Origin of the sequence: Nocardiopsis lambiniae (genome assembly GCF_031845465.1) — a bacterium.
Lineage (GTDB): Bacteria > Actinomycetota > Actinomycetes > Streptosporangiales > Streptosporangiaceae > Nocardiopsis > Nocardiopsis lambiniae.
The window spans coordinates 909,051-931,723 of the sequence record NZ_JAVREP010000001.1 but is presented as its reverse complement, the minus strand read 5'-3'; the positions used below and the strand labels follow the sequence as shown (position 1 = coordinate 931,723).

The window sequence follows — 22,673 nt, the reverse complement described above, 5'->3', positions numbered from 1 at the left end:
GGCTCGTTGCGGGCGACCCGTCCGGGGCCGGGGTCCTACCGGGAGTAGGTCCGGGGGGCTTCGGGGCGCGGGGCGCGTCCCGCGAGCGGCGGGTTCTCGGGTCGTTCGGAGGAGGCGGGCTGTGGTCCGGGGGCATCGGGTGGGCGTGGGCCCGTGGGCGGTCGGGGCGCGTCGTGGGGACGGCCGTCGACGGTGGAGTGCCAGGCGGCCTCGTCGACGGTGATCGGTGGCAGGGCCTCGGCCTCCAGGGTGAGGTGGTGATCGCCGTGCCGCTCGTGGTCGTGGGTGCGGGCGGGGTGGGGGTCGGGGCCCCGAGCGCCGGTGGGCGTCGCGGAGGTCGCCCCCGGGCCCGTCAGGGGTGGTCCGGCGCCAGGGTCGGAAGGGAGGGCGTCCGGGCGCCGCCCGTTCGCGGTGACGGACACCGGCGCCCATGCCCCGGAGTCGGTGGGAGGGTCTTCGGTGCTCGGGGCGCCGGGGAACTCCCTCCGCACGGGGGCCGGCCCCGTACCGTTCCCGTTGGCCGCCGGTGCGCCCGGGACGAAGGCGTGCCCGCCCGTGGTCCGGGGATCGGGGGTCGGGGCACCGCCGGTGCCCGTGTGCTCGTCCCCGTACCGGCGCCGGGCGCCCAGCGGCGCCGGGCCGTCGGGGCGGTGCCCGTTGGCGGCCGGTGCGCCGGGAACGAAGGTGTGCTCCCCGGTGACACGGGGGTCGCGTGCCGGACGCGCGCCGTCGTGGTGGGCGTCGGCGGGCGCCGGAGCCGACCGATGCCCCTCCGGGCGATGGGCGTCGGCCCGGGCGGCGGTGCCGCCGGAGAGCCCTCCCGGGGAGACCGCGTACTCACCCGTGGTGCGAGGGTCGGGCATCGGGTTCGCGGCCCGAGCGGCCACGTCGCCGGCACCTGCCGGCGCGTCGGAGACGAGGGCGTGCTCTCCGGTGGCGCGTGGATCGGGGGGCGGGTCCTCGGCGCGCGGCCTCGATGGAACGCTCCCACCGCCGAGGGCCGACGACCACGGGCCACTGTCGTGACGGTCGCGCACGGGGACGTCGGGGCGACGGGGCCGCTCATCCGGTGTGCCCCGATCCGGGGTCATACGGGTCCGCAGCGGGCTGCGGGCCGCGCCCGCCGCGCAGAAGGGACAGGGCGCCCCCGTCATCGGCTCACCGCACCAGGAACAGGACGAGGCCCGCACCGCGCCCGCCGCGTAGGCGAGCGCCTGCGGATGGGCGCTGAGCGCCACGAACTCCACGTACTTGGCGGTCCCCCAGTACTCGGGGCCCAGGGGCTGGGCGGGCAGCGTCCGGGTGGCGACCGGCTGGATCGCCTGCGGCAGGTTGTCGTCGAAGATCCCCGTGATGGTCGGGTCCGGGGTGGAGCACAGCAGCTGCACCGGCTGCACCGGGCGGAAGGGCAGGCGGCGGGCCACCTCGGAGGGTCGCAGCCGCTCCACTCTCGGGGTGGGCGCGCAGTAGGCCAGGAAGGACACCGCCGGCGCGTAGGAGCCCATGTGCTGGCGCATCGAGGTGGGGATGGTCTCCAGACCCGACACGGTCTTGAGCCACGCCCCCGCGAGCAGGTGGCGGGGGAGTTCGTTGCACAGCGCGGCGACCATGCCCGGTGGCAGGTAGGGCGCCAGGTAGGTGAGCTGATCGGCGACCAGGGACAGGGCCAGCGGGGACAGGTCCAGGGGTATGCCGGCGATGTGGTCGGTGCGCAGGGCGCCACGGGCGAAGTTCACGGCCCGGGCGGCGTCGTCCGCCCGCCAGGCGGGGTACAGCGCGACGATCTTGCGGCCCGCGGCGGTCTGCTGCCGGGCGAAGGCGACGAACGCGGCGCTGCGTTCGCCGATGCCGTCTCCGTGCATCGCGAACCGCTGCGCCCGGACCTCGCCCACATGACCCGTGCTGGGGATGTCCGCCAACAGGGCGACGGCCGTCGCCGACCGAGGTAGGGCTGTGGACACTGGGCAAGCTCCATCGGTTCTGCGCGCTGGGGTGGGATATGCCGGATGGCCTTCCGTGCGGAATGCCCCACTCGGTCGCATCGTAACGAATGTGTGCCAGGACGCGGGAGGCCTCGCATTTGCCGTGATCATCGTGGGGCCGATGATGACCTCGGGCGGTCGGGGGGCCGTCGGGCCGAATCCGGCTCGGTCGTCGGGTCTCCCGGGCAGGCCGTGAGGGATGGGTCGTCCGCGCCTCGTGCGCCCTCGTCCACCGTGGGAGAAGGGCGGCGATGGCCGGATGTGGCCAAGGTGTGGACAGCGGACCATCGCATGGCTTGGTCAGTATTTGCAAAATTTGTCGGTTTTGTTCTGCGACTTCTCGGGTCCCCTCTTTCTCTACCAGTGTGCGTCGGTCCGCCCGTGCATGTGCACCGTTCGTGATGACCCCCCTAGAATGCCCTCCTTTTTCTCCCGTCACCAGGGACCAGGGGCCGGTTGTGGACAACCCCACCGGGGTTTCCTCCGCGTGTGGGGCGCATGTCGCCCGACGTTGCCGCAGGGGTCGCCGTGACCTCTGGGGGGAACCCGGGTGTCGCGTTCGTCTCGTCCAGGATTGACGCGCCCCTGACCGGGAACCATCTAGACGGGCTTCGCGTCATATCGTGAGAAGCCGAGTGCCCCCCCAGAGGAGACGAACCATGCGCAAGGAGAACCGCGCCGCGGCGGGCGCCGCCGCCTGGCAGGTCATCCAGAACACCGACGGCCGCATCTCGGTGTGGCAGCGAGTGGGAGCCGTCCCGCGCATGCTCGGCGCCAAGATACGCGGACGCTACCCGGAGATGAGCGGCGCCAAGCTGTTCGGGATGTTCGCCCTGGTCCTCTACATCGTCTCTCCGATCGACTTCATCCCGGAACTGTTCGTGCCCCTGCTCGGCCTGACCGACGACGTCGGTGCCGCCGTGTGGCTGACCACCATGGTCCTGGGCGAGAGCGAGCGGTTCATCGAGAAGGAGCGCCAGGACCGGGCGCAGCAGGCCTTCGACCAGGCAGACCCGGGCCGGTCCGGCGCCGGTCCGCAGGGCCACGACGCTCCGGGACGGCAGACCCCGGGCACGCGCGCCCAGCGCTGATCCCACGACGAACACCGAGGGCGGATCCCGGCCGGGATCCGCCCTCGGTGCGCTCGGGGACGACGTCAGCCGGGAGGCACGATCGTGTCGATCATCCGGTCCACGAGGGCGCGGACGTCGTCGTCGCCGAGCACGTCGGGCAGGGTCAGGTGCTCCACGAACAATCCGGTCATCGCCAGGTAGAGCGTGATCACCGTGGAGCGGTCCCCGGGGAACCCGCCCTCCAGATGGAGGCGCACGTTGTCCTCCAGGGTGTCGCGGATGGTGCGGGTCAGCTCCTCCCGGATGCCCGGGTGCCGGTTGGCCTCCAGGCGCAGTTCCAGGAGGGCCAGGTAACCGTTGCGATCGGACTTCACCCGGCGCAGCAGGTCCTGCATGCCCACACGGGTCTGCTCCCGGCTCGGTGCGCCGCCGACGAAGCCCTCCATGAACTCCTCGGTGGGCGTCAGCCGCACGTGGACGTGCGCGCCGGCCTGCAACAGCAGCTGGGCGCGGTCGGTGAAGTAGTTGGACGCCGTTCCCACGGGGACGCCCGCACGGGAGTCCACCGCGCGGAAGGTGAGTCCGCGGGCGCCCTCCTCGGCGAGCACGTCGATGGCCGCGTCCAAGAGCGCGCGGCGGCGTTCGGGGTTCCTACGGACCACTTCCTGCCTCCTCTTTCTCCTGGGGAGAGGAAAGGTGTTGCCTGATAACTTCAGGCGTAGTACTTTGCTTGAAGTGGTAAACAGCCTACCCCAAGGAGTCACCGTGCACGTGGACCTCATCGGCATGGCCGTCCTGTGCGACGAGCCCCGTCAGGCCGCCGACTGGTTCGTCGAACACCTCGGTTTCGAACTCGGCGTCGACATCGGCTGGTACGTCAACACCCGGCACCCGCGGCACGAGAACGTCTCGCTGGACTTCGTCTCCCGTGACCACGGATCCTCCCCGGAGGGGCTGCGCGGCCGGACGGTGGCGGGGACCCTCCTGGCCTTCCTCGTCCCCGACGTCGAGGCGGAGGAGAAGCGCCTGCGCGACGCCGGCCTGGAGATCGTCCTGCCCCTGGTCCGCGAACCCTGGGGGCAGTACCGCTTCCAGATCGCCGGTCCGCAGGGGCTCTTCGTGGAGATCCTCCAGAGGGTGCGGCCCGACCCGCGCTGGATGGAGGACAACGGGCTGCTCCCGGCGTAGCCCGAGGCGATCCTCGCGGTCGGCGCTGCGACGGACGACGTCGTGGCGCCGACCGCGTCGCGCGGGCAGGGCCGGCGGTGGCACCCGTATCCTTCACGGCCCCGGCCACCGCGCGAACGCTCGGACGACGGCCCCTCCCGGAAGACACCGACGTGGTCGCCGGGACGGCCCCGCGTCGCGGGCCCGGGAACCGGGAGACCTTCGTCGACGTCGGTGTCCACCCATGCCGAGACGAGGCCCCGGCCGGCGTCGACCTCGGCGAGGTGCTCGTGCGGCGGCCGGTGGAGGTGGCGTACGGCGGATCGGCTCGGGCCGCTCCCGGCGAACGGGCACGGGCGGAGAACGCCCTCACCTCCACCGAACCCGGTGTCCCCACTCGGGCACGGCGCCATCAGGAGGGGCGAGGGCCGCCCCGATCCGCCACCGCCTCCTAGAAGTGCTCGGCCAGCGGGCCCAGCACCGGGATCCACTCACGGACCTGGACGTCGGTGACCACACCCTCCAGACGGAACGGGTCCTTCTCGGTCAGGGCCAGCACCTCCTCGGCGGAGTCGGCGCGGAACAGCAGCAGGGCACCGGGGGCGTCCTGGGCGCCGAACGGCCCCGAGCACAGGTTGATCCCCTGTTCGGTGAGCCCGCCCAGGTACTCGCGGTGCGCGGGACGGTGCTCGTCCCGGGCGGCGTCGCTGTTCTCGGCGTAGACGTAGGTGATGGCGTAGACGGCCATACGGCGTCCTTCCTCGTGGCTGTGGTCCGGTACCGACCATGATCGCGGACCCGGTCCCGGCCGGTCGCGCCGGGTGGCCGTGTCATGCCGGTGGGGGTGCCGTCCGGCCGGACGCAGGGGGACGAGGCGCCGGTGCCGGACGCGGCGATGGTGCGGCCCGCGGGCGGGACCCGACCGTCGCTCCGGGCCGAAGCCGCGGTCATCGGGCGCGGTGGGCGGCGTGCTCCCAGGCGTGCTCGACCAGGGTCGAGCCGGCCCAGAGCAGGGCTGCCACCGCCATGAGGGTCGCGGCGACCGCCAGCACGTAGACGGTGACGGCGATGAGCCGCCGTGCGGTCCGGTGCGCCGGCGGGGTCACGGGTCCCCTCCCCCCACGTCCGCGGCCACCGGGGCGCGCGTCAACGCCGCGAACGCCCGCCCCTGCCGCTCCAGGAGCCAGGCCGACAGGACGTCCAGGCTCGGGTCCGCCCGCCCGTCGGGCCCGGTCACCGAGGACGTCGGGAACACCCGCACCGAACCGAAGTCCGCCCGGGCCGCCGCCAACAGGTTGCCCAGCCCCAACCGCCGGCCGGCCCACTCCTCCACCGGCGTCCCCGCCGGATCCACCGACGTGCCCCGGACCAGATCGGCCCGTGTGATCACCACCGCCAACCGGCTCCCCGCCGGACCGCGCCCCAGGGCCCGCCACTGCCGTTGGACCTCGTCGCGCACCGCTCCGTAGGCCAACTCCGGGTCGCGGGTGTGCGAACGCTCCCCGGCCAGCCGTCCCCGTTCGTCCGCGGTCAGGCAACGCCACACCGCCGGGATCCCCAGGGGATCCACCACCAGCACGAACGTCGACGCCTCACCCAGGTAGGTCAACTCCTCGGCGGTCGTCGAACGGTTGAACCGCTCCCCGGCGGCGTCGAACACCTGGAGGACCAGGGTCCTGCGCCCCGCGCCCAGCCGCACCGTCGCCGCGCGCACCTTGCGCCCCGGCGGGGTGGGCCGGGTCCGGTGCCCGGGGGTCAACGCCCGCGCGCCCTCGCGCGCACTCCGCGCCGCCTCCTCGCCGACCGGCTCGACGTAGGCGTTCGGATCGCGCAGCGCCGCCTGGGCCAGGGCCAGGTGCAGGCCCGCCGCCAGCCGGGTCTTGCCCGCACCGGTACCGCCGAACAGCGGCAGGGGGAATTCCCGGGACTCGCCCGGCCGGTGCTCCAAGGGCCGATCGCAGTGCGGGCACAGCGTCTCCAGGTCGGCCGCGCCCAGCAGGATCAGTGTCGGCAGGGTGCGATCGCACCGACAGCGCCGCCGCACCAGACCGCGCGCGCCCGGACGGACCTTGTCGTGCCGCCGGCCGCACCGTCCGCACAGGTACGACGGGTAGGGCAGCCGCCGGTAGCACTCCGGGCACACCATCCGGATCCGTCGCACCGTCCGCAATCCCGTGTCCACCAGCCGCAGCAGACCGGCAAGGCTCCAGGCCACCGCCAGATAGCCGCCCACCACGAGCGCGTACGCGGTGATGTGGGGGAGCAGCAGCACCCCCCACAGGGCCGACGCCCGCCAGGTGCGTCCCGCCACCGCGCACAGATCCCACCAGGCCGGACCGCCGTGGTAGCCCCGGTGCGCGGGGTCCTCGCGCTCCCCGGAGGAGGGCTCCCCGGGGTGATCGCCCAGGAACATCACCCGGTGCACCTCGCGCAGGTACACCCCGGTGAGCACGCACAGCCCCGCCACGGCGACCACCACCCCGGCGCCCACCAGCAGGGTCACCACCGCCGCCAGGATCCACCAGCGGAACACCACCACGACGACGCCGACCCCCACCGGCAGCAGGATCCCCAGCAGGACGGCCGCCGGACGCGCGGCCCCGTCGTCCCGCCCGTGCGTGCCGGCCGCCGCCCTCCCCGGGGAACGGACGGCCGCCGACGGACCCGCCCGCGGCGGTCGGCCGCGATCGTCCCTTCGCGCGGTGGGGGACGGCGCGCCCGTCCCTCCCCGCCCGGTCATCGTCGGCCCTCCCGGAAACCGAACAGGCCGCGGCGGACCCGGTGCTCCCGTGCCCACCCCTCGAACCCGGCCGCCTCCTCGCGCGGCAGCCTGCGGCGCAACTGGGTCGTGTGCCGCCGCCTCCAGCCGCTCAGGGCGGGGAGCAGCACCTCGCGCTCCACGTCCGACGCCCGTGCCCGCCCGAGTTCGGGACGTCCCGCCACCAGGTACACCCGGGCGGCGGTCCCCACGTCCGGGGGGTCGTCGCGCAGCCGTCGTGCGGCCAGCGCGCGGTAGGCCTCGAAGACCGACTCCGGGCACTCCCGCAACACCGGCGCCACCGTCTCCGGATCCCACCGGTCGAGCAGGAACGCGGCGGCCGTCCGCCGTGCGACCTCGGCCACCGTCGGGTGCGCCCGGTCCAGCAGCGCCCACGGGTCGGCCGGGCACGCGCGCGCCGCCGGTCGCCACCCCCCGCGCCAGGGTCCACGCTCCTCCGCCCCGGTCGGTCCCGGGCCGCGCCCGGGTTCCTCCGGCGGGGACCCCCGCTCGGGCGCGCGGGAGGGGGACCCGAGCGTGTTCGCCCAGGCGACGAGGGCCACGCCCACCGCCGACCGGTCCCCGAGCGCCCGTGTCGCCTCGCCGGGGAGCAGATCGCGGAGCGGATGCCCCGCCAGTTCCTCGGCCAACGCGTGCCAGGAGGGTTCGGCGTCCGCCGGTGGAACGGCGACCACCGCCCCCGCCACCCAGCCGGCGACGTCCGCCGCGACCCGGAGCCCCGGGCCCAGCACCCGCAACGACCCCAGGGCCGCCCGTGGCCCGTGCCCCGGACCCCACACCTCCGTCAGCAGCGCCGCGTCCACATCGTGCGCGGCCACCCCCGGGGCGCCCGCCTCCCGGCCCTCGGCGCGGATCGCCGCCACGTCCGCCAACAGCCGGGCCGGGTCGGCCCGTCCGTCGGTGCCCAACCGGCGCAGTTCGCGCAGCAGCGCGCCGCCGCCGTCGGTGAACAGCGCACCCGTCGGCCCGGACGCCAGCGCGCCGAGCCGGGGCCGGGGCAGGTCGGCCAGCCCGGTCGCCGTACCCCGCCGTATCTCAGGGTGCGCGCCGAGCAGGGCGGCGACGGCCGGCGCGGGATCCTCGTCGGGCGGGGCCGCCGCCAACAGCGGGGCCACCACCCCCCGCCCGTACCGTTCCAAGGCCAGCGCCGACGGCACCAGGCCGCAGGCCCGGGCCCAGCGCAGCACCTCCGCCGCCCGCTCCGGCGCCGTCCATCCGGTGTCATCGCCTCCGACGAACGGCGCCGACAACAGATCGGTGATCCGCTCGCGTGCGGCCGTCCGCACCGCTTCGGACCGCATCGGACGCAGGGCCGGGACCGGCGTGCCCGTCGCGATCCCGTCCAGGCACCGGTGGACCAGCACTCGCTCCAGTCGCCCGATCGTCGCGACCGACCCCGTCCGGTGCGCCACCCGTTGCAGGTCGACCAGACCGTGGTCGTCCGCGCCGCCGCCGTCCACGACCGACCCCACCAAGGACGCGGCGTCGGCCGCGGGCAACCACTCCACCGCCGCCGACAACCAGGAGCGCACCGCCCGCAGATCCGCCACCGACACGTCGGCCGCCCCGTGGGCGAGCAGGTCGGCGGCGGTCAGCACCGGGTACCAGTCCGCCAACGACTCCTCCCGGCCGCCGGCGTGCCGTCCTGCCGACCGCCACAGCGCCTCGGCGCCCACGGTGCCCGCCGCCACCGACCGGGCCGCCACCACCATGGTCCGGGATGACGGTTCCGGCAGTGCGTCCACGGTGCCCAGCACCGGATCCACCACGGTGAACCGGCCCCGCAAGGGCTCCAGGTCGCTTCCCGGCGGCACGCCCACCACGTGCGCGAACGTCTCCTCCGGGCTGGCGCTGTAGGTCGCGAACGCCAGCCCCCGGGCCCGTCGTGGCGGCAACAGATGGGCCAGGGCGGCCACCCAGTGCGCGACCGTCGCGCTGTCGGCGACCAGCACCACCGGCCGTTCCCCGCCGACCGCGCCGTCCACCGCCGCGAGCAACCGCGCCACCAGTTCCGCGGGGCGACGGCGCACCCAGGCGTCGGTGCGCGCCCGGTCCAGCGGGCCGCCGCCCACCTCCAACACCGGCAGGTACGGATCGGCCACCGGCGACGACACCCAGAAATCGGCGTCCCACAGCTCGGCGGGCAGCGGCCCGCCCGATCCCACCAGGCTGTGCGCGAAGTAGTTGCCCGGACGCCCGGACGGATCCGGGCCGCACGAGACGATCCGGCTCACCACCGGGTACCCGCCCAGGTCGGGGGAGTAGCACAGGTTCACCGGGTGCCCCTCCACCCGGTCGGCCGGATCCGACCGGGGCGGTTCGTACACCGTGAACCGCTCCACCTCGCGCAGCACCCCCTGGTCGACCCCCGGCGTCGCCGCGTTGAACTGGTAGCCCGCGTACCCCGACAGCCCCTGCTCGCACGAGGTGTAGTAGAGCTGCGCGAAACCCATCGACCGGGACCTCCGCCCCTCGGTGATCGCCACGGATCAGGACCGCCCCTCACGGGAGGGGACGACGCCGAACCCCCCGAGCATCCACAGGAACGGGTCGGCCACCCGGTAGGGGCGCACCCCGCCCTGAAGACGCTGTTCGGCGTCGGGCGCGTGCCCCAGCGCCGACACCCCGAAGTACCTGGCCTCGGCGTAGTGGTTGGTGATGTGCGCGTCGATCCGGCCCCCGTCCCACCGGTGCAGCAAACGGCGGATCTGGGCGTGCACGTCGCGGCTGTCGGACTCGTCGAAGTAGGGGGAGTCGGGCTGGGGACGGCGTAGCGGCGACCCCGGGTCGAGCGCGTCGTGGAACACGTCGAGCTTGGTCAGGCACACCGCCATCGGCACCGGGATGAGCCGCGACGGCGACCCGGTCCGGCGCAACAGCAGGTCGGTGACCCTGCTCAGCATGTCCAACGGCGGATGGTCGGACCGGTCCCGCGGCGGTGGCGGGGTACCCGGGGCGGCCTCGGCGTGGGCGCCCCGCATCCGCAGCGGGTCCAGGAGCAGGATGATCCCGTCGGCGTTGTCCAGGTAGCGCAGGTTGGTCTCCACGCTCGCCTCGGTGGTGAGGTCCTCGCCCGCCGTGTCGAAGAACGACAACAGCGTGTGTCGGGGGCGGCGGCCGAGCGGACCGCGCCGCCGGGACGTGAACCGGAACACCAGGGGTTCGCGCGCCACCCCGGTGCGGCGGGTGGCGCCGAGCAGCCGGGCGTCGTCGTAGAGCGGCGACTCGTAGTCGGTGTGGAAGCGGTGCCGGGTGTGATCGTCGGACCCGCCCACCGAGGCCTGGAAACGCGCGCCCACCCGGTGCATCAGCTCGTGGATGAGCACGGTCATGAACACGGTCTTGCCCGCCTCCCTGGCGCCGACCAGCGCGATGAGCCGGCCCGGGATGCGCCCGAAGTTCACCGGGAGCCGAGCGTGACAGGTGACGCACACCTGGGCCCCGGTGGGCACGCCGCAGTCGGGGCACAGCGCCCGGGCGCGGCGGCCGTCGGCGGCGAACACCGGCGGCAGGCGTTCGCGTCTGCCCAGATGGGCGCGGATCGCCGTGTCCTCGACGGGGGCGCAGCGGCGGCCGTCCGGTCCGGGACGGCCACCGCACCGGAACAGGATCAGCCGTTCGGTGAACCGGGTGTAGCAGTAGGGGCACACCAGGCGGTCGCCGCGCGTCGGGCGCAGAAGGTCGAGCGGTGTCACAGGCGGAGCTCCTTCACCGAGGGTTGACACAACCGGGCGCCGGCGGCGTCCTCGCCGACGGGCAGGCACACCAGCCAGGCGGTGCCTTCGGCGCGCGGCGGGCGGACCCGCAAGGACGACCGCTGACCCGCGCTCAGGTGGTGGGGCGGGAACACGGCCAGCACCCGCCCCTGGTCGACACGGTCCGGGGGGAAGGCGCCCTCGGCGTAGACGACGGCGATCTCGGGGGTGACGCAGTCCGTGTCGGCGACGAGCACGATCTCGCGCTCCCGGCGCAGCAGCCCGGCGGGGGAGACGTGGTAGTCCAGCGCCGCCCACCCCGGGACGGTGAGGGCGGTGGGCGGGCCGACGACGCCGCCGACGACGGACCGCACGGTCACCCGCACCGGACCGGGGCCCATCGACGCCTCGAACCCGCCCTCGGCCTCGTACCGCGGGCGGTCGGAGACCGCCTCCCGGGGTCCGTCGGCGGGGACGGTCGGCGACGGTACCAGGGGCGACACCGCCGAGGCGGCCGGTCGCCAGGCGACCACGGCGGTGGCCGCCTCCTCCGGCCAGACCCAGGCCAGCCGGACCACGTCGCCGAACCGCTGCGCGCGCAATCCCGTCACCGCCGGCACGGCCGCCACCCGGACCCGGTCACCGACCACGACCTGGTCGCCGCGGGAGGTCACCGCCACCACGTGGTGCGTCCCCGGCTCCAGCCGGATGCGCACGCGCGCCCGTCCGACACCGGGTGACGTCGTCGGAACCGGGGGCGGTTCCCCGCTCTCCTCGGCGCCTCCGATCCTCCCGGCCGTGGCGGTACCCGGTTCTCCGGCGCCGGCCGTCGGGCCCGGACCTCCGGCCGTGGTCGCGTCCGTGTGCGTGTCCCGGGCCGGCGGCGCCGAAGCACCGCGGGGCGGTCCGGCGGTCACGTCCGGCGCCTCCGCCCCGGTCGTGGCGGCGAGGACCGGCGGTTCGCTCCCGTGCGCGGCGAGCTCGGCCGGGGGCACGGCGGCGCCCGCCGGCCACGGCGGCGGCTCGGCGTCCACGCGCAACGACACCCGGCCTCGCGGCGGCGGGGTCCACGAGGCCACGAACCCGCCCTCCCCGTCCGGGACCACGAGCAGATCCGTCACCGGCGACGGAGGCGGACCCGGAACCACGCGCCTGACCAGGCCCTCCGAGCCGCGCGCCGACCCCCCGGAGGTGAGGTACACCGCCCGCACCCGGTAGTAGTACTCCACGTCCGGGCGCACCTCCGGGTCGGTGAACCCCATCCCGTCGGTGGTCACCCGCGTTCCGTCCCCGGCCCGGGGCGGCGCGCCCTCACCGCGCACGACCTCCACCCGCACCGCCTCCCGCGGTACCCGCCACGACCCCGAGATCCCGTGCTCCCCGGCGCGCACGCACAGGTCCTCGACCTCGGGGGTGAGCATCACCGGATCCGTCTCCACCGCTTCGGAGAGGCCCCGGTCCTCCCGCACCGCCCGCACCGTGTAACGGATCTCCGCGCCCACCGGCGGCTCGGGGTCGATGAGCTCCGTCCCGGTCACCTCGCCCATCGGCGTCTCCCGGGCACCCGCGCTCCGCCCGATCCGCCGCACCACCCGGTAACCGATCCGCCCCACCAGGCTCGGGCTCGGGCGCCACACCACCACGGCGCCCAGTCCCTCCACCCGGGCCCGCACCTCGCGGGGCGGCGACGGCGGCACCTCGCCCAGCCGTGCCCGCAGCACCTCGTCGTCGGCCGCGAGGGCGCAGGCCTGTGCCAACGCCCGGGCCGCCGCCTCGTCACGGCCCTCGCCCAGCGCCCCCTCCGCCTCCCGCGACAGCTCCTCCACCCGGGCCGCACGGTCACGGACCTGGGCGATCAGCCCGTGATCGGGGGGCAACTCCGCCATCGCCGCCTGGGCCTGGCGCAACTGGTCGTCGGCCAACAGGTCGCGCACCTCGCGTTCGGCCCGGGAGATCCGGTCGGAGCCGGCGGGGCGGCGGCGCACCGCCGCCGCCAACAGGGTCGCCTCCGCCTCGGTCAGCCCCCTCCGTACCCAGGGCCGGGCCAACGCCGCCTCGGACAACTCCGCCGGGCGCGCCCGCAGATCCTCCGCGACCTCCCATAACGCCACCGCGTCGCGCTCCTCGCGGGAGGAACAGGAGCGCAGTACCCCCAGGACGCTCTCCGCCGCCGCCTTGCCCTCCGTCATCGGCTCCACCTGGACGCGGGCGATCGCCGCGCTCAGTGCCGTGTCGTCCAGGACTCCGCCGTCGGCCAACCGGAACCCGTCCACCACGGTGAACCCGCCCGCCAACCGGCCCGCCCCGAAGACCACCTCCGGGGAGAACACCGCGCCCCGGGTGCGCAGGTTGTCGCGCAGGCTCCGAAAGGTCCGGATCGGCGGGTGCACGGGCGGTTCCGGCAACCGCTCCACCACCCGTACGCCCCGTTCGCGCAGCAGGCGTTCGGCGTCCGCCTCGGGCACCCCCACCGAACCCGCCATGGTCCGCAACGCCCACCGGTCGAGCAGGGTGGTGGTGAGACCGTCGACGATGTCGGCCCACTCCGCCATCGCCCGTCGGGTCCGCTCGGCCCGCACCCGACGGAAGTGCTCATGGGTGAGCGCGCCCTCCCGGCCCAGCCGCTCGTGCGCCGCGATCAGCTCCACCAGGACCCGCCGCAGGGTGCGCCGCCGCGTCTGCAACCCCCGCCAGTAGGTGCACACCGCCGTGACGTGCGCGATGAACCCCTCGGGGTCCCCGGCCAGCCTCCGCTCCAACGCGGGACCGACGCCGTAGCGCGTGAACAGGTCGGCGGGCGGCCCGCAGGTGCGCGCCGCCGCCAGCACCTCGTCCTCGTACCGCCGTCGTTCCCGTACATCCCAGGGCATCGCCGTGTCGCCCCCTCGGAGAGTCCGCCCTCACAACGCTTCCGCGCCCGCGCCCGCGTGGACGCGGGCCATCGCTCACCCGGAGGTGCGGATCGACGCGATGGCGTCCCGGGCCCGGCGCACCTCCTCCTCGCCCATGCCGCCGATGCGGATGTCGAACCGGATCTCGTTGCCGTTGCCGGGATCCCAGCCGCGCACGGTGAGCATCCCGGTCTCGCCCAGGCGGAACTCGATCCGGAACGGCGTCCCGGCCGGCCCCTGGGGCAACCCGGTGAGCAGGGCGTCCCCGATCCGGACGTTGTGCTCCAACTCCTCGGAGGCCACCGATCCGGCCTGTTCCCACACGTCGATCTCGACCTGTTCCTGGTTCGGCCACACCGTCGCGAAGCCGTCCTCCACCGTCACCGGCAGCGGGGTGTTGGCCCGGATGAGGTGACTGACGTACTGACGGGCCCGGCCGGGGTCGCGGGCGAACACGGGGTCGGAGGCGTCGGTGGCCTTCACCCCGAACGCGCGCGGGGCCACGCCCGTGACGGTCTTGTTCGCCAACCGCTCCACCTCCTCCCGGGTGATGCCCAGGGCCGCGCCGACCTCCTCGGCCTTGCGGGCGCGTTCGACGGGGTCGAGTCCCGGCTCCTCCATGACCTTCTCGACCTGTCGCACCAGGGCGAACAGAGCCGCGCCCTTGGCCACCGCCAGGTCGGGTTCGTGCAGGTGGGGGGTGAACCCGAAGCGTTCGCGCAGGGACCGGGCCACCACCGGCATGCGGGTCATCCCGCCGACGAGCAGGACGTCGTCGAAGGACTCCACACCGCGTTCGCGCGCCGCGACCAGGGTGCGCTCCGTGATGGTCAGGGTGCGTTCCAGCAGATCGGAGGTGAGCGCCTCCAGATCGCCGCGCGTCAGCTCCACGCGCACCGTCGCGCCGGCGAAGCGCAGGTTGTGCCGGGCGCGCTCACGGGTGCTCAGGGAGCACTTGATCCGCTCGGACGCGGCGGCCACGTCCTGGAGGAACTGCTCGTCCCCGGCCGGATCGGGTCGGGGATGGCGCTCGGTGAACAGCTCCAACAGCAGGTCGGCGAGCTTCTCGTCCCAGTCGGCCCCGCCCAGGCGGTGGTCGCCGTCGGTGCACACCACGCGCACGTCGTCGTCCTCCACCCGGATCACCGTGGTGTCGAAGGTGCCCCCGCCCAGGTCGTACACCAACAGATGACGGGTCCCGGAGGCGGCGTCCAGGCTCTGGTAGTGCAGGGCGGCCGCCACCGGTTCGGGCACCACGTCCAACACGTTGAGCCCGGCGATGAGGCCGGCCCGTCGGGTCGCCTCCTTCTCGTGCACGCCGAAGTAGGCGGGCACGGTGATGACCACGTCCTCGACCTTGTCCCGGGTGTGCTCACCGGCGGCGCGGACCAGCTCGCGCAGGATCAGCGCGGAGATCGACTCGGGGCCGTGGGACCCGCCGTGGAACTCGTAGCGGGCTTCGGTGCCCATCTGCCGTTTGACCAGGGAGACGACCATGTCGGGAAAGAGGAGGGCGGTGTTCTTGGCCTCTTCGCCGACCACGACGTTGTGGGCGGACTCGAAGTACACGACGGAGGGGGTGGTGTCGTTTCCCATGGCGTTCTTGGTGACGGTGGCCCGGCCGGTGCCGTCGACGAAGGCCGTGCAGGAGTAGGTGGTGCCCAGGTCGATTCCGTAGGTGGTCATGTGCCTTTCCCTGTTGCGGCGTCCTCTTCGGGGCGCGCCGGCCCGACATGGCGGAAGAAACGGGCCTGGACCCTGCGGCGGATCCGGCCGGTGACGGTGTCGCGGAAACCGGGGGCGGTGACCTCGGCGACCGTGTTCGCCCGCGCCGGGTCGGGATCGTCGATGGTCGACAGGGGGCGGTGCAGGTCGGCCCGGAAGGGGTCGCCGATCTCGGCCTCGATCGGTTCGACACCGATCCGCTCCAGGGCCAGGAGGGTGTCGTCGGCGAAGCCGACCATCAGGTCGGCCAACCGTCCCTCGCCGCGTTCGCGCAGGCCCCGGGCCTCGCGGTCGAGCTGATCGTGCAGGTGGACGAGGTCGGTGACGACGGGGTCGAAGAGGGCGCGGGTCTGCTCCGAGCGCAGTTCCCGGTTCTCGGCGTGCAGGCGGTCGATCACCGCCTCCCGGTGCCGGGCGCGCTCGTCGAGAGAGCCCAACCGGTCGTCGAGGGAGGCGAGGATCCGTTCCAGGGGGAGGGGGGAGTCGGGGGGTGCCGTGTCGTCGGACGCCGCCATCGGGCCGCCTTTCACCGCCGATTTCCTCGTGGCGTTACCGGTTGCGTTTTCCGAGCATACTCCGAATCGCCCCGAGGAAAAAAGAGGAACGCGTTATTCGGCAAAGGGTGTCGAAACCCTGTTCACATTAGCCTCCTTTTGTTCTCTGAAGAACTTTTTCGGAGTATGGCCGAAATATGGGAAGAAGTGATCCGGGGGTTTCCGGGTGGGTTTCGATGGACCGATGAGGCGTCCGATACCCGCAGGGGAGTGAAGAACGGAGCCAGGGCGGGACGCCGGGTCACAGACCCAGGACGGAGAGCGCGACGACCAGGGCCAGGGCGGCCAAGACCGCGAACAGGAGCAGGGCGCCGCGGGCGTGTTCGCGGCGGGACGGGTGGTGGGCCAGACGCAGCGGCTCGGGCAGGGGGCTCCAGTGGGCGGCCAGCGCCGTGCGCACCGCCGCGCGGGGATGGGCGGCGCCGGTGAGACGGGAGAGCAGTTCCGCGGCGGTCGGCCGCTCGTGGGGATCGCGGCGCAGTGCCTCCTCGACCGGGCCGCGCAGGTCCTCGGGCAGGCCGGAGAGGTCGACGCCCTCACGCCACAGGCGTTCGCGATCCTCGTCGGACTCCACCGCGCTGCGCCCGGTGGCGGCGTACAGCACGAGGGCGCCCCAGGAGAACACGTCGTGGGCGGGCGCCACCGGCCGCCCCGGTCCACCGGTGTTCGGGGCCACGACGAGCGGCAGCGCCGGGTCCACGGTCTCGTGGTACTCGCGGTAGTCGCCCGGCCCCGGTCCCGCGTCGCAGACCAACGGCCCGTCGGGGCCCAACAGGACGTTGAACACCGACAGGTTGCCGTGGGTCAGGTCGGCCGCGTGCAGGTCCGCCAGGGCCTCGGCCAGCACGGCGGCCACCAGGCGCACTCGCACCTCCGACAACGGTCCTGTCGCGTGCACCAGGGTGCCCAGGTCCGGGCCGGGGACGTAGGAGGTCGCGTACCACAGGCGTTCGCCGCCCGTCCCGCTCGGCAGGGAGCCGGTCGCCACCAGCGGCGGCAGCCGGGGGCACCCGACCCGGCCGACGAGCTCCAGCCCGCGCCGGATCCGCGCCGCCTCCTCCGGATCCTCGGTCAGCACCCGGGAGAGCACCTTGACCGCGTACCACCGGCCGGCCTCGTCGGTGGCGGCGTAGGTGTAACCGAGGTTCATGCCCCCGATCAGACCGCGGCAGTGATATCCGTCCACCCGTTCCGGATCGGTGGCGGTCAGCGGGCGCAGGGGGCGGCGGGGGAGTGAGGTCATGACCGCATTGTTCCGTCGAAAGCGGGGCGAGGGGTGTGGATCGTCCTGATGTGGACGCGGCGGCCCTCCTCGCCTCCGGCCGGCCTCAGATCCGCGTGAGCGCCTCGTCGAGACGTTCGCCCAGGTGATCGGCGAGCAGCGACATGTAGGTGTTGGTGATGTGCCCCGAGTCCCGGTAGACGATGACGTTCCCGATCACGGCCGGGCACTCCTCACGGGTGCAGAACAGATCGCTCATGTCCACCAGCACGGCCCGCCCGGCGAGGTCGTCGACCGCCTCCTCCTGGGGGTCGTCCCGTTCGAAGGCCTCCTCCTCCGGGATCGCGCACCCCCGCGGATCCTCGTCGTTGCGCGCCACGCACTCCACCACGTCCCGGTGCTGGCGCGGGGTGTCGCGCACCGCCACGATCGGCGTCGACGACTCGGCCACCTCGCCCCACAACCGCGTCATCCCCTCCGCCATCAGCTCCGTTCTCGCGTCGGGGTCGTCGGAGTCCGCCGGGACGGCCGCGGTGGAGGAACTGGTCACCACCAGGTCGGGCCGCAGTTCGTCCAATTCCTCGACCACCGCCCGGTTCCACGTCCGGCACTCCAGGTAGGGGAGCCCCTCCGGGCCCTTCGTCAGGGTGTCCGTGAACGCGCACGCGGACTTGGTGAACAGCACCAGCCGCCACCCCCGCTCCTCGGCCAGCCCCGAGAGCGCGGGCACCCACTGGGCACTGTGCGAGTCGCCGATCACCGCCACGGTCCGATCGGCGCCCTCGGGGCCGTACACGCACGGGTCCTCGGGCGCGGTCGCCGTCTGCGGGGCCTGGCAGTCGTCGTCGTACAGCATCGGGGCGTCGTCCTCGGCCTCCACCGGGGAGGGGTACAACGGTGCGACGGCGAAGTCCTCCCCGAGCGCCCGCGGGCCCACGTGCACGTTCGGGTCGAACTCCACCGATCCCACCCGGTCCACCCGCACGTACAGGGTCGCCCCGACCGCGGCCACCACCAGGACCCCCGAGACCGCCGCCGCCAACGCGCCCCGGCCGCCGCGGACCAGACGGTGGTCGCGCGCCGGGTCCTCCACCCACACCTTGGTCGCCCACGACAACAGCAGCGCCGTGCCCGCCACGGCGACCGCCGTGCCCGCGCCCAGCTCGTCGCGGCCGGTCACGGCCAGGGTCAGCACGATCAACGGCCAGTGCCACAGGTACAGCGCGTACGACAGGTCGCCCACCCACCGGGCGGGCGCGGTGCTCAACGGGGCCGACACCGACAACGGCCCCGGAACGTGCTCGGCGGCGATCACCGCGGCGCATCCCAGGACCGGGAGCAGCGCCGCCCACCCCGGGAACGGGGTGGCCGCGTCGTAGAGGACGGCCGACGCGACGATCGCGGCCAACCCCGCCCACCCCAACGGCAACCGCACCCGCTCGGGCAACCGCCCGTGGGCCAGCCCCACGGCCAGCAGCCCGCCCACCGCCAGTTCCCAGGCGCGCGTCGTCGGCAGGAAGTACGCGGACGGTTCCCCGCCGGTCGTCAGCACCGACCAGGCCAGCGACGCCGCCAGCAGCGACCCCAGCAACAGCACCAGCGTCGCGGTGCCCGCCCCCCGGCGGCGCAGCAGGGCCCACAGCACGAACAGCAGCGGCCACACCAGGTAGAACTGCTCCTCCACCGACAGCGACCAGAAGTGCTGGACCGGGGACGGCGCGACCTCCGCCGCCAGGTAGTCCACCGACTGGCGTGCCAGGTACAGGTTCTCCACGTACGCCGCCGAGGCGACCAGCTGCCACATCGTGTCGGTCAACCGGGTCACCGGCAACAGGAAGAAGGACGCCGTCCCCGTCGCCACCAGGACGACCGTCGCCGCCGGCAGCAGCCGGCGCACCCGGCGCGCGTAGAACCGGGCCACCGAGATGCGGCCCTGGCCCATGGCCTCCCGGTACAGCAGCGACGTGATGAGGAAACCCGAGATCACGAAGAAGACGTCGACGCCGACGTAGCCGCCCGGGAGCAGATCCGGGTCCAGGTGGTAGACGAGGACGAGCAGGACGGCGACGGCGCGCAGGCCCTGGACCTCCGGGCGGAAACGGCGCTCTGCGCCGGCAGGGGCGGAGGACATCGTGGTGACTCCCCGAAGACGGTGACAGGGGCGGTCGGGGGACGAGGGTGGGAGGGCGTGGACGGGGGCGGCCGGGGGAAGCCGTGTCCGCATTCTGTTATGTCATGAAGGGGGTGATCACCCCGAGAGCCGACACGCGCCCCCTTGTTCTCTCGATATCGATCGACTCGACACCCTCTCGTGGCCGGATGTTCGCCACACCCCCGTCCGGAACGGTCGTCGACGGCACGCGCGCTCCGGATCTCGGGCAGACTGTTCGGACACGGAAAGCGGCCCGGTCGACGGTGCGCGCCACCCCGGACGTCCTTCCGCGTTCCCCCGTCCCCCCGGGCCCGCGTCCCGTCCTCGCGGCCGTGATGCGAGAGGAGGCACACCGTAACCCCCGTCATCCGCACCCGTCTCGCCGCGACCGCCGCCGTGGCGGTCATCGTTCCGGTCGTGCTGTACCCCCTGATCGGCGCCTGGGCCCTGCTGTGGCCCCTCCTGGTCCTGACGGCCACCGGGGTCCTCCTCGTACGCGCCCGCCCCCGCCTCCTCGACATCGGGGGGAGGGCGGTGGGGGAGATCGCCGGGGTGGGCACCGGTCTCGACGCCGCCCCGGCCCCGCCCGCCCGTCCCCGGGACGGCGGCCGTATCCGAACGATCGCGCTGCCCAGTGCCCTGGACGACTACGACCTGCACTTCTCCGCCGTGGTCCACTGGCGCTGGTCGAGCACCGTGGACCTGCGCCTGCGCGACCCCATGGGTCCGGCCGTCCTGGCCGTCGTCACGCGTGCCGCCGAACTGGTCCGTGAGACCGACCCCTCCGACGAGGGCATGGCCGAGTGCGAACTGGCCGCCCGTCTCGCGTTCGAGCACGCGGTCCTCGGCAGCGGGATCGTGGTGTGGGCCGACGAGGTGGAACTGCGGCTGTCGGACGCCGACGCCGGCCGTCTGCGCCGCACGGCCGACCTGCGCAAGGACCGGGCGCTACGGGAGGCGACCCGGGTCGCCGAGGACGATCTGGTGGAGATCCCCGTGCCGGTCGCGCGGCCCCGACGGGACACCGGCCTCCACGACGATCCGCTGCCCGACGACCCGCACGACCTCCACATCGTGGACGACCCCGATCCGGCGCTCGTCGGCCCGGGCAGCGATGTCGACGGCGAAGGGTACGAGAGTTACTGGTGGCCCGCCGAGGACGAGGACGATCACGACCGTGCCGAGCAGGACGTCCAGGTGGCCATCCTGCGCGGGATGATCGACTCCTTGGCGGAGGGCCCCGAACGCGACTCGTTCCTCCGGGACCAGGTGCGGGTCCTGGAGAGGAGCGGGTTCGACGAGGTGGCCCGCAGGATCCGCGCCGGCCACCCCGAACCGGCGGACACCGACGACCCCTGACCCCGCGCCGCGAGCACGATGAGCACTCCGAGGACGTGGAGGCCGCCGTGCGGGCGGCGGTGGGATTCGCCCCCACCACGAGGGGCTCGACGTGGGCTGCGGCGCCTCGGGGTTCCCCGGCGGGAGAGGGGCACCTGGTCCGTCCGGTGGGCCTCGATCCCTCCTCGGCCGGGCCGGTGTCGCGTCTCGGCGCGCGAGGCGACCGCGGGGCGTCCTCCACCTCGTGATCCCGGGCCGGTGGGCCCCACCGGGCGTTCCGAACACGGGAGGGCCCCGGCGCGAGCGGTGGTCGTGCCGGGGCCCGGAGCGCTTCCCGCGCCGGTCTCCTCAGTGGATGAGCCGCTGGAAGAACACGTACGCTGCCGCGACGGTGCCCAGGCCCACGAGGACGGCGTTGGCGATGTTGTCGTGGGCCAGCCAGGTCAGGGACCCGGCCACCGTCGCGGACAGGACGCTCAGGGTGGCGATCACGGCGACGCGGAGGCTGATCCGGCCGTCGGGATCGGGCTGGACGGGGGTGTTGGTCGGCGGCGATGCGGTCATGGTCGCCCCTCTCGGACTCCTCGGGCTGACAGGGATGCGTTCCCTGGGCGGTTCGGGACGGGTAACGGTCCTCGATTCCGCTGGGAACGGAAGGGCCGGTGGGGCGCGAAAGGTCTCCTGAGGCACATGAATGCACGGGGGTGCCTCCAATGGTCGGCCTGCTCGCCCGTTAGGGCCGGTCCTCACCCTTGTCAGACGGTCCGTGACCGGGGAACCTGTGAGAACCCGGACCCTCACCGGTCCGGTGGGGCCGCTTCGGTGCGGGTCGCCGCGACACCCTTCGCTGGCAGGCAGAGGTTCGCGGGGCCCGCCGGGGCGGCCCTCCTGCGTGTGCGGACCGTGGACGCGGTCCGCGGCTCTCCTCCTTTCCGATTTTCACTTCCGGTGATGTTTACTGACAAATTGATACCCCGCGGACAGCGTGCAATCACTCCATGTGATGCCGATATGTCAGGAAGTGTTATTCAAGGTGGCGGACGGCAAGGTGGCATGGGGGAACCTTGTCCGGTAATGTCTCTGGAGAAGGTGGTATGTGCAAAAACAGACATCAGCCACTTTCTCCTTTCCGGTAACAATGGCGACGGGATGGGGACCCCGTTCCGGTGAGGGTGTCGGTCTTTTCTCGGGAGTGGGTTCCACCGGGTGACGGAGGCGGAGCAAGACGCGGATCAGGGGCCGGTCGTACAGCGGGCGCTCCTGGTCGACGCACTCGTGCGGTTGCGGCGCGAGAGCGGCCGGACGCAGAAACAGGTGTCCGAAAGCCTGGACTGGTCGCAGGCCAAGATCATCCGCATCGAGGGCGGTAAGCAGTCCATCAGCCGGACCGACCTGGAGGCGATGCTCCGGCTCTACGGGGCCGGCGAGGGTGAGACCGCGCGCCGACTCGTGGAACTCAACCGGTACGCGGGCCGGGAGGGCTGGTGGGGCCGGTACCGCGCGGAGGGCGTCCCCGCCGATGATCTGCGCATGGTCGGCTACGAGGCGGGCGCGTCGCTCATCCGCCAGGCGCAGAACGCCTTCGTGCCCGCGCTCCTCCAGACCCCCGAGTACACCGAGGCCGTCATCGGACTCTTCCGGCGCGGGACCGACGGCGCCGACGCGGCCGTCGCCCTGTGCCGCGAACGCCAGGACCGTCTGGGCGAAGGGGGCCGGGCCCCACGCCGGATCCACGTCCTGGACGAGGCGGTGATCCGCCGCCGGGTCGGCGCGAACGAGGACCCCGGGATCATGCCGGCGCAGCTGCGCCGGCTGGTGGCCGAGGCGGCCCGGGACGAGGTCGACATCCGGGTGGTCCCCTTCGGCCGGGGCTCCCATCCGGGCATGCGGGGGCCGATGACGCTGCTGTCGTTCGAGGGCCCCCTCGACGACGTCCTCTACCTGGAGGGCGCGGGAGGGGCCGACCTCGTCGAGGACGGAGAGACGATCGCCGAGTACGACCGGGCCTTCGACGAACTCCTCACCGAACACGCCCTGGGGGAGCGGGAATCGGTCGCCCTCATCGAGGAGGCGGCCGTCCGCATGGAGGGATAGG

At 73.8% G+C, this 22,673-nt stretch carries 17 protein-coding genes; 4 read left to right on the top strand and 13 right to left on the bottom strand.

The window, feature by feature from the left end; all coding sequences use genetic code 11:
• Positions 1-35: 35 nt before the first annotated feature.
• Entirely contained in the window at positions 36-1,961 is a 1,926-nt protein-coding gene (locus RM479_RS27575) for a hypothetical protein (protein WP_397221252.1), read from the bottom strand.
• 680 nt (positions 1,962-2,641) lie between these two features.
• Here RM479_RS27575 and RM479_RS04030 point away from each other — a divergent pair.
• On the top strand, positions 2,642-3,073 hold the full coding sequence (locus tag RM479_RS04030; RefSeq protein ID WP_311510330.1) for a YkvA family protein: 432 nt from the start codon (positions 2,642-2,644) through the stop codon (positions 3,071-3,073).
• A gap of 65 nt (positions 3,074-3,138) precedes the next feature.
• Here RM479_RS04030 and RM479_RS04025 read toward each other — a convergent pair whose 3' ends face one another.
• Positions 3,139-3,717: a TetR/AcrR family transcriptional regulator gene (locus RM479_RS04025; protein WP_311510329.1), complete on the bottom strand. Its 579-nt coding sequence runs from the start codon at positions 3,715-3,717 to the stop codon at positions 3,139-3,141.
• A gap of 103 nt (positions 3,718-3,820) precedes the next feature.
• Between RM479_RS04025 and RM479_RS04020 the strand changes: the two genes are divergently transcribed.
• Complete coding sequence (locus RM479_RS04020) at positions 3,821-4,243, top strand: VOC family protein (RefSeq protein WP_311510328.1); 423 nt, start codon at positions 3,821-3,823, stop codon at positions 4,241-4,243.
• A 430-nt stretch (positions 4,244-4,673) separates the two neighbouring features.
• On the opposite strand, the gene RM479_RS04015 is transcribed toward RM479_RS04020, so the two are convergent.
• The 10 genes from RM479_RS04015 to RM479_RS03970 form a co-directional block, all read right to left on the bottom strand.
• Positions 4,674-4,970, bottom strand: a complete 297-nt coding sequence (locus tag RM479_RS04015) for a YciI family protein (RefSeq protein ID WP_311510327.1) — start codon at positions 4,968-4,970, stop codon at positions 4,674-4,676.
• A 199-nt stretch (positions 4,971-5,169) separates the two neighbouring features.
• Complete coding sequence (locus RM479_RS04010) at positions 5,170-5,328, bottom strand: hypothetical protein (protein ID WP_311510326.1); 159 nt, start codon at positions 5,326-5,328, stop codon at positions 5,170-5,172.
• Complete coding sequence (locus RM479_RS04005) at positions 5,325-6,962, bottom strand: TRAFAC clade GTPase domain-containing protein (RefSeq protein WP_311510325.1); 1,638 nt, start codon at positions 6,960-6,962, stop codon at positions 5,325-5,327. The genes RM479_RS04010 and RM479_RS04005 overlap by 4 nt, the downstream gene beginning before the upstream one ends.
• Complete coding sequence (locus tag RM479_RS04000; protein WP_311510324.1) at positions 6,959-9,454, bottom strand: GTPase-associated protein 1-related protein; 2,496 nt, start codon at positions 9,452-9,454, stop codon at positions 6,959-6,961. The genes RM479_RS04005 and RM479_RS04000 overlap by 4 nt, the downstream gene beginning before the upstream one ends.
• Before the next feature lie 36 nt (positions 9,455-9,490).
• Positions 9,491-10,696, bottom strand: coding sequence for a TRAFAC clade GTPase domain-containing protein (locus RM479_RS03995; RefSeq protein WP_311510323.1), 1,206 nt, complete (start codon positions 10,694-10,696; stop codon positions 9,491-9,493).
• Positions 10,693-13,566 carry a hypothetical protein gene (locus RM479_RS03990; RefSeq protein ID WP_311510322.1) on the bottom strand — a complete coding sequence of 958 codons (2,874 nt, stop codon included), beginning with the start codon at positions 13,564-13,566 and terminating at the stop codon, positions 10,693-10,695. Before RM479_RS03990 ends, RM479_RS03995 begins: the two co-directional genes overlap by 4 nt.
• Before the next feature lie 75 nt (positions 13,567-13,641).
• Positions 13,642-15,273, bottom strand: a complete 1,632-nt coding sequence (locus tag RM479_RS03985; RefSeq protein WP_311510321.1) for an Hsp70 family protein — start codon at positions 15,271-15,273, stop codon at positions 13,642-13,644.
• Positions 15,270-15,827: a nucleotide exchange factor GrpE gene (grpE, locus tag RM479_RS03980; protein ID WP_274807507.1), complete on the bottom strand. Its 558-nt coding sequence runs from the start codon at positions 15,825-15,827 to the stop codon at positions 15,270-15,272. Before grpE ends, RM479_RS03985 begins: the two co-directional genes overlap by 4 nt.
• 280 nt (positions 15,828-16,107) lie before the next feature.
• Positions 16,108-17,109 carry a protein kinase domain-containing protein gene (locus RM479_RS03975; RefSeq protein ID WP_311510320.1) on the bottom strand — a complete coding sequence of 334 codons (1,002 nt, stop codon included), beginning with the start codon at positions 17,107-17,109 and terminating at the stop codon, positions 16,108-16,110.
• Positions 17,110-17,194: 85 nt separating this feature from the next.
• Positions 17,195-19,219: an acyltransferase family protein gene (locus tag RM479_RS03970; RefSeq protein WP_311510319.1), complete on the bottom strand. Its 2,025-nt coding sequence runs from the start codon at positions 19,217-19,219 to the stop codon at positions 17,195-17,197.
• A 438-nt stretch (positions 19,220-19,657) separates the two neighbouring features.
• On the opposite strand from RM479_RS03970, the gene RM479_RS03965 reads away from it, so the two are divergent.
• The gene (locus tag RM479_RS03965; RefSeq protein ID WP_311510318.1) at positions 19,658-20,599 is read left to right on the top strand and encodes a hypothetical protein; all 942 of its coding nucleotides are present in this window, start codon (positions 19,658-19,660) and stop codon (positions 20,597-20,599) included.
• Positions 20,600-20,926: 327 nt separating this feature from the next.
• On the opposite strand, the gene RM479_RS03960 is transcribed toward RM479_RS03965, so the two are convergent.
• Positions 20,927-21,142 (bottom strand): hypothetical protein, encoded by a 216-nt coding sequence (locus tag RM479_RS03960; protein ID WP_311510317.1) that lies wholly within the window; start codon positions 21,140-21,142, stop codon positions 20,927-20,929.
• A 642-nt stretch (positions 21,143-21,784) separates the two neighbouring features.
• On the opposite strand from RM479_RS03960, the gene RM479_RS03955 reads away from it, so the two are divergent.
• Positions 21,785-22,672: a helix-turn-helix domain-containing protein gene (locus RM479_RS03955; protein ID WP_311510316.1), complete on the top strand. Its 888-nt coding sequence runs from the start codon at positions 21,785-21,787 to the stop codon at positions 22,670-22,672.
• The last annotated feature ends 1 nt before the right edge of the window (position 22,673 follow it).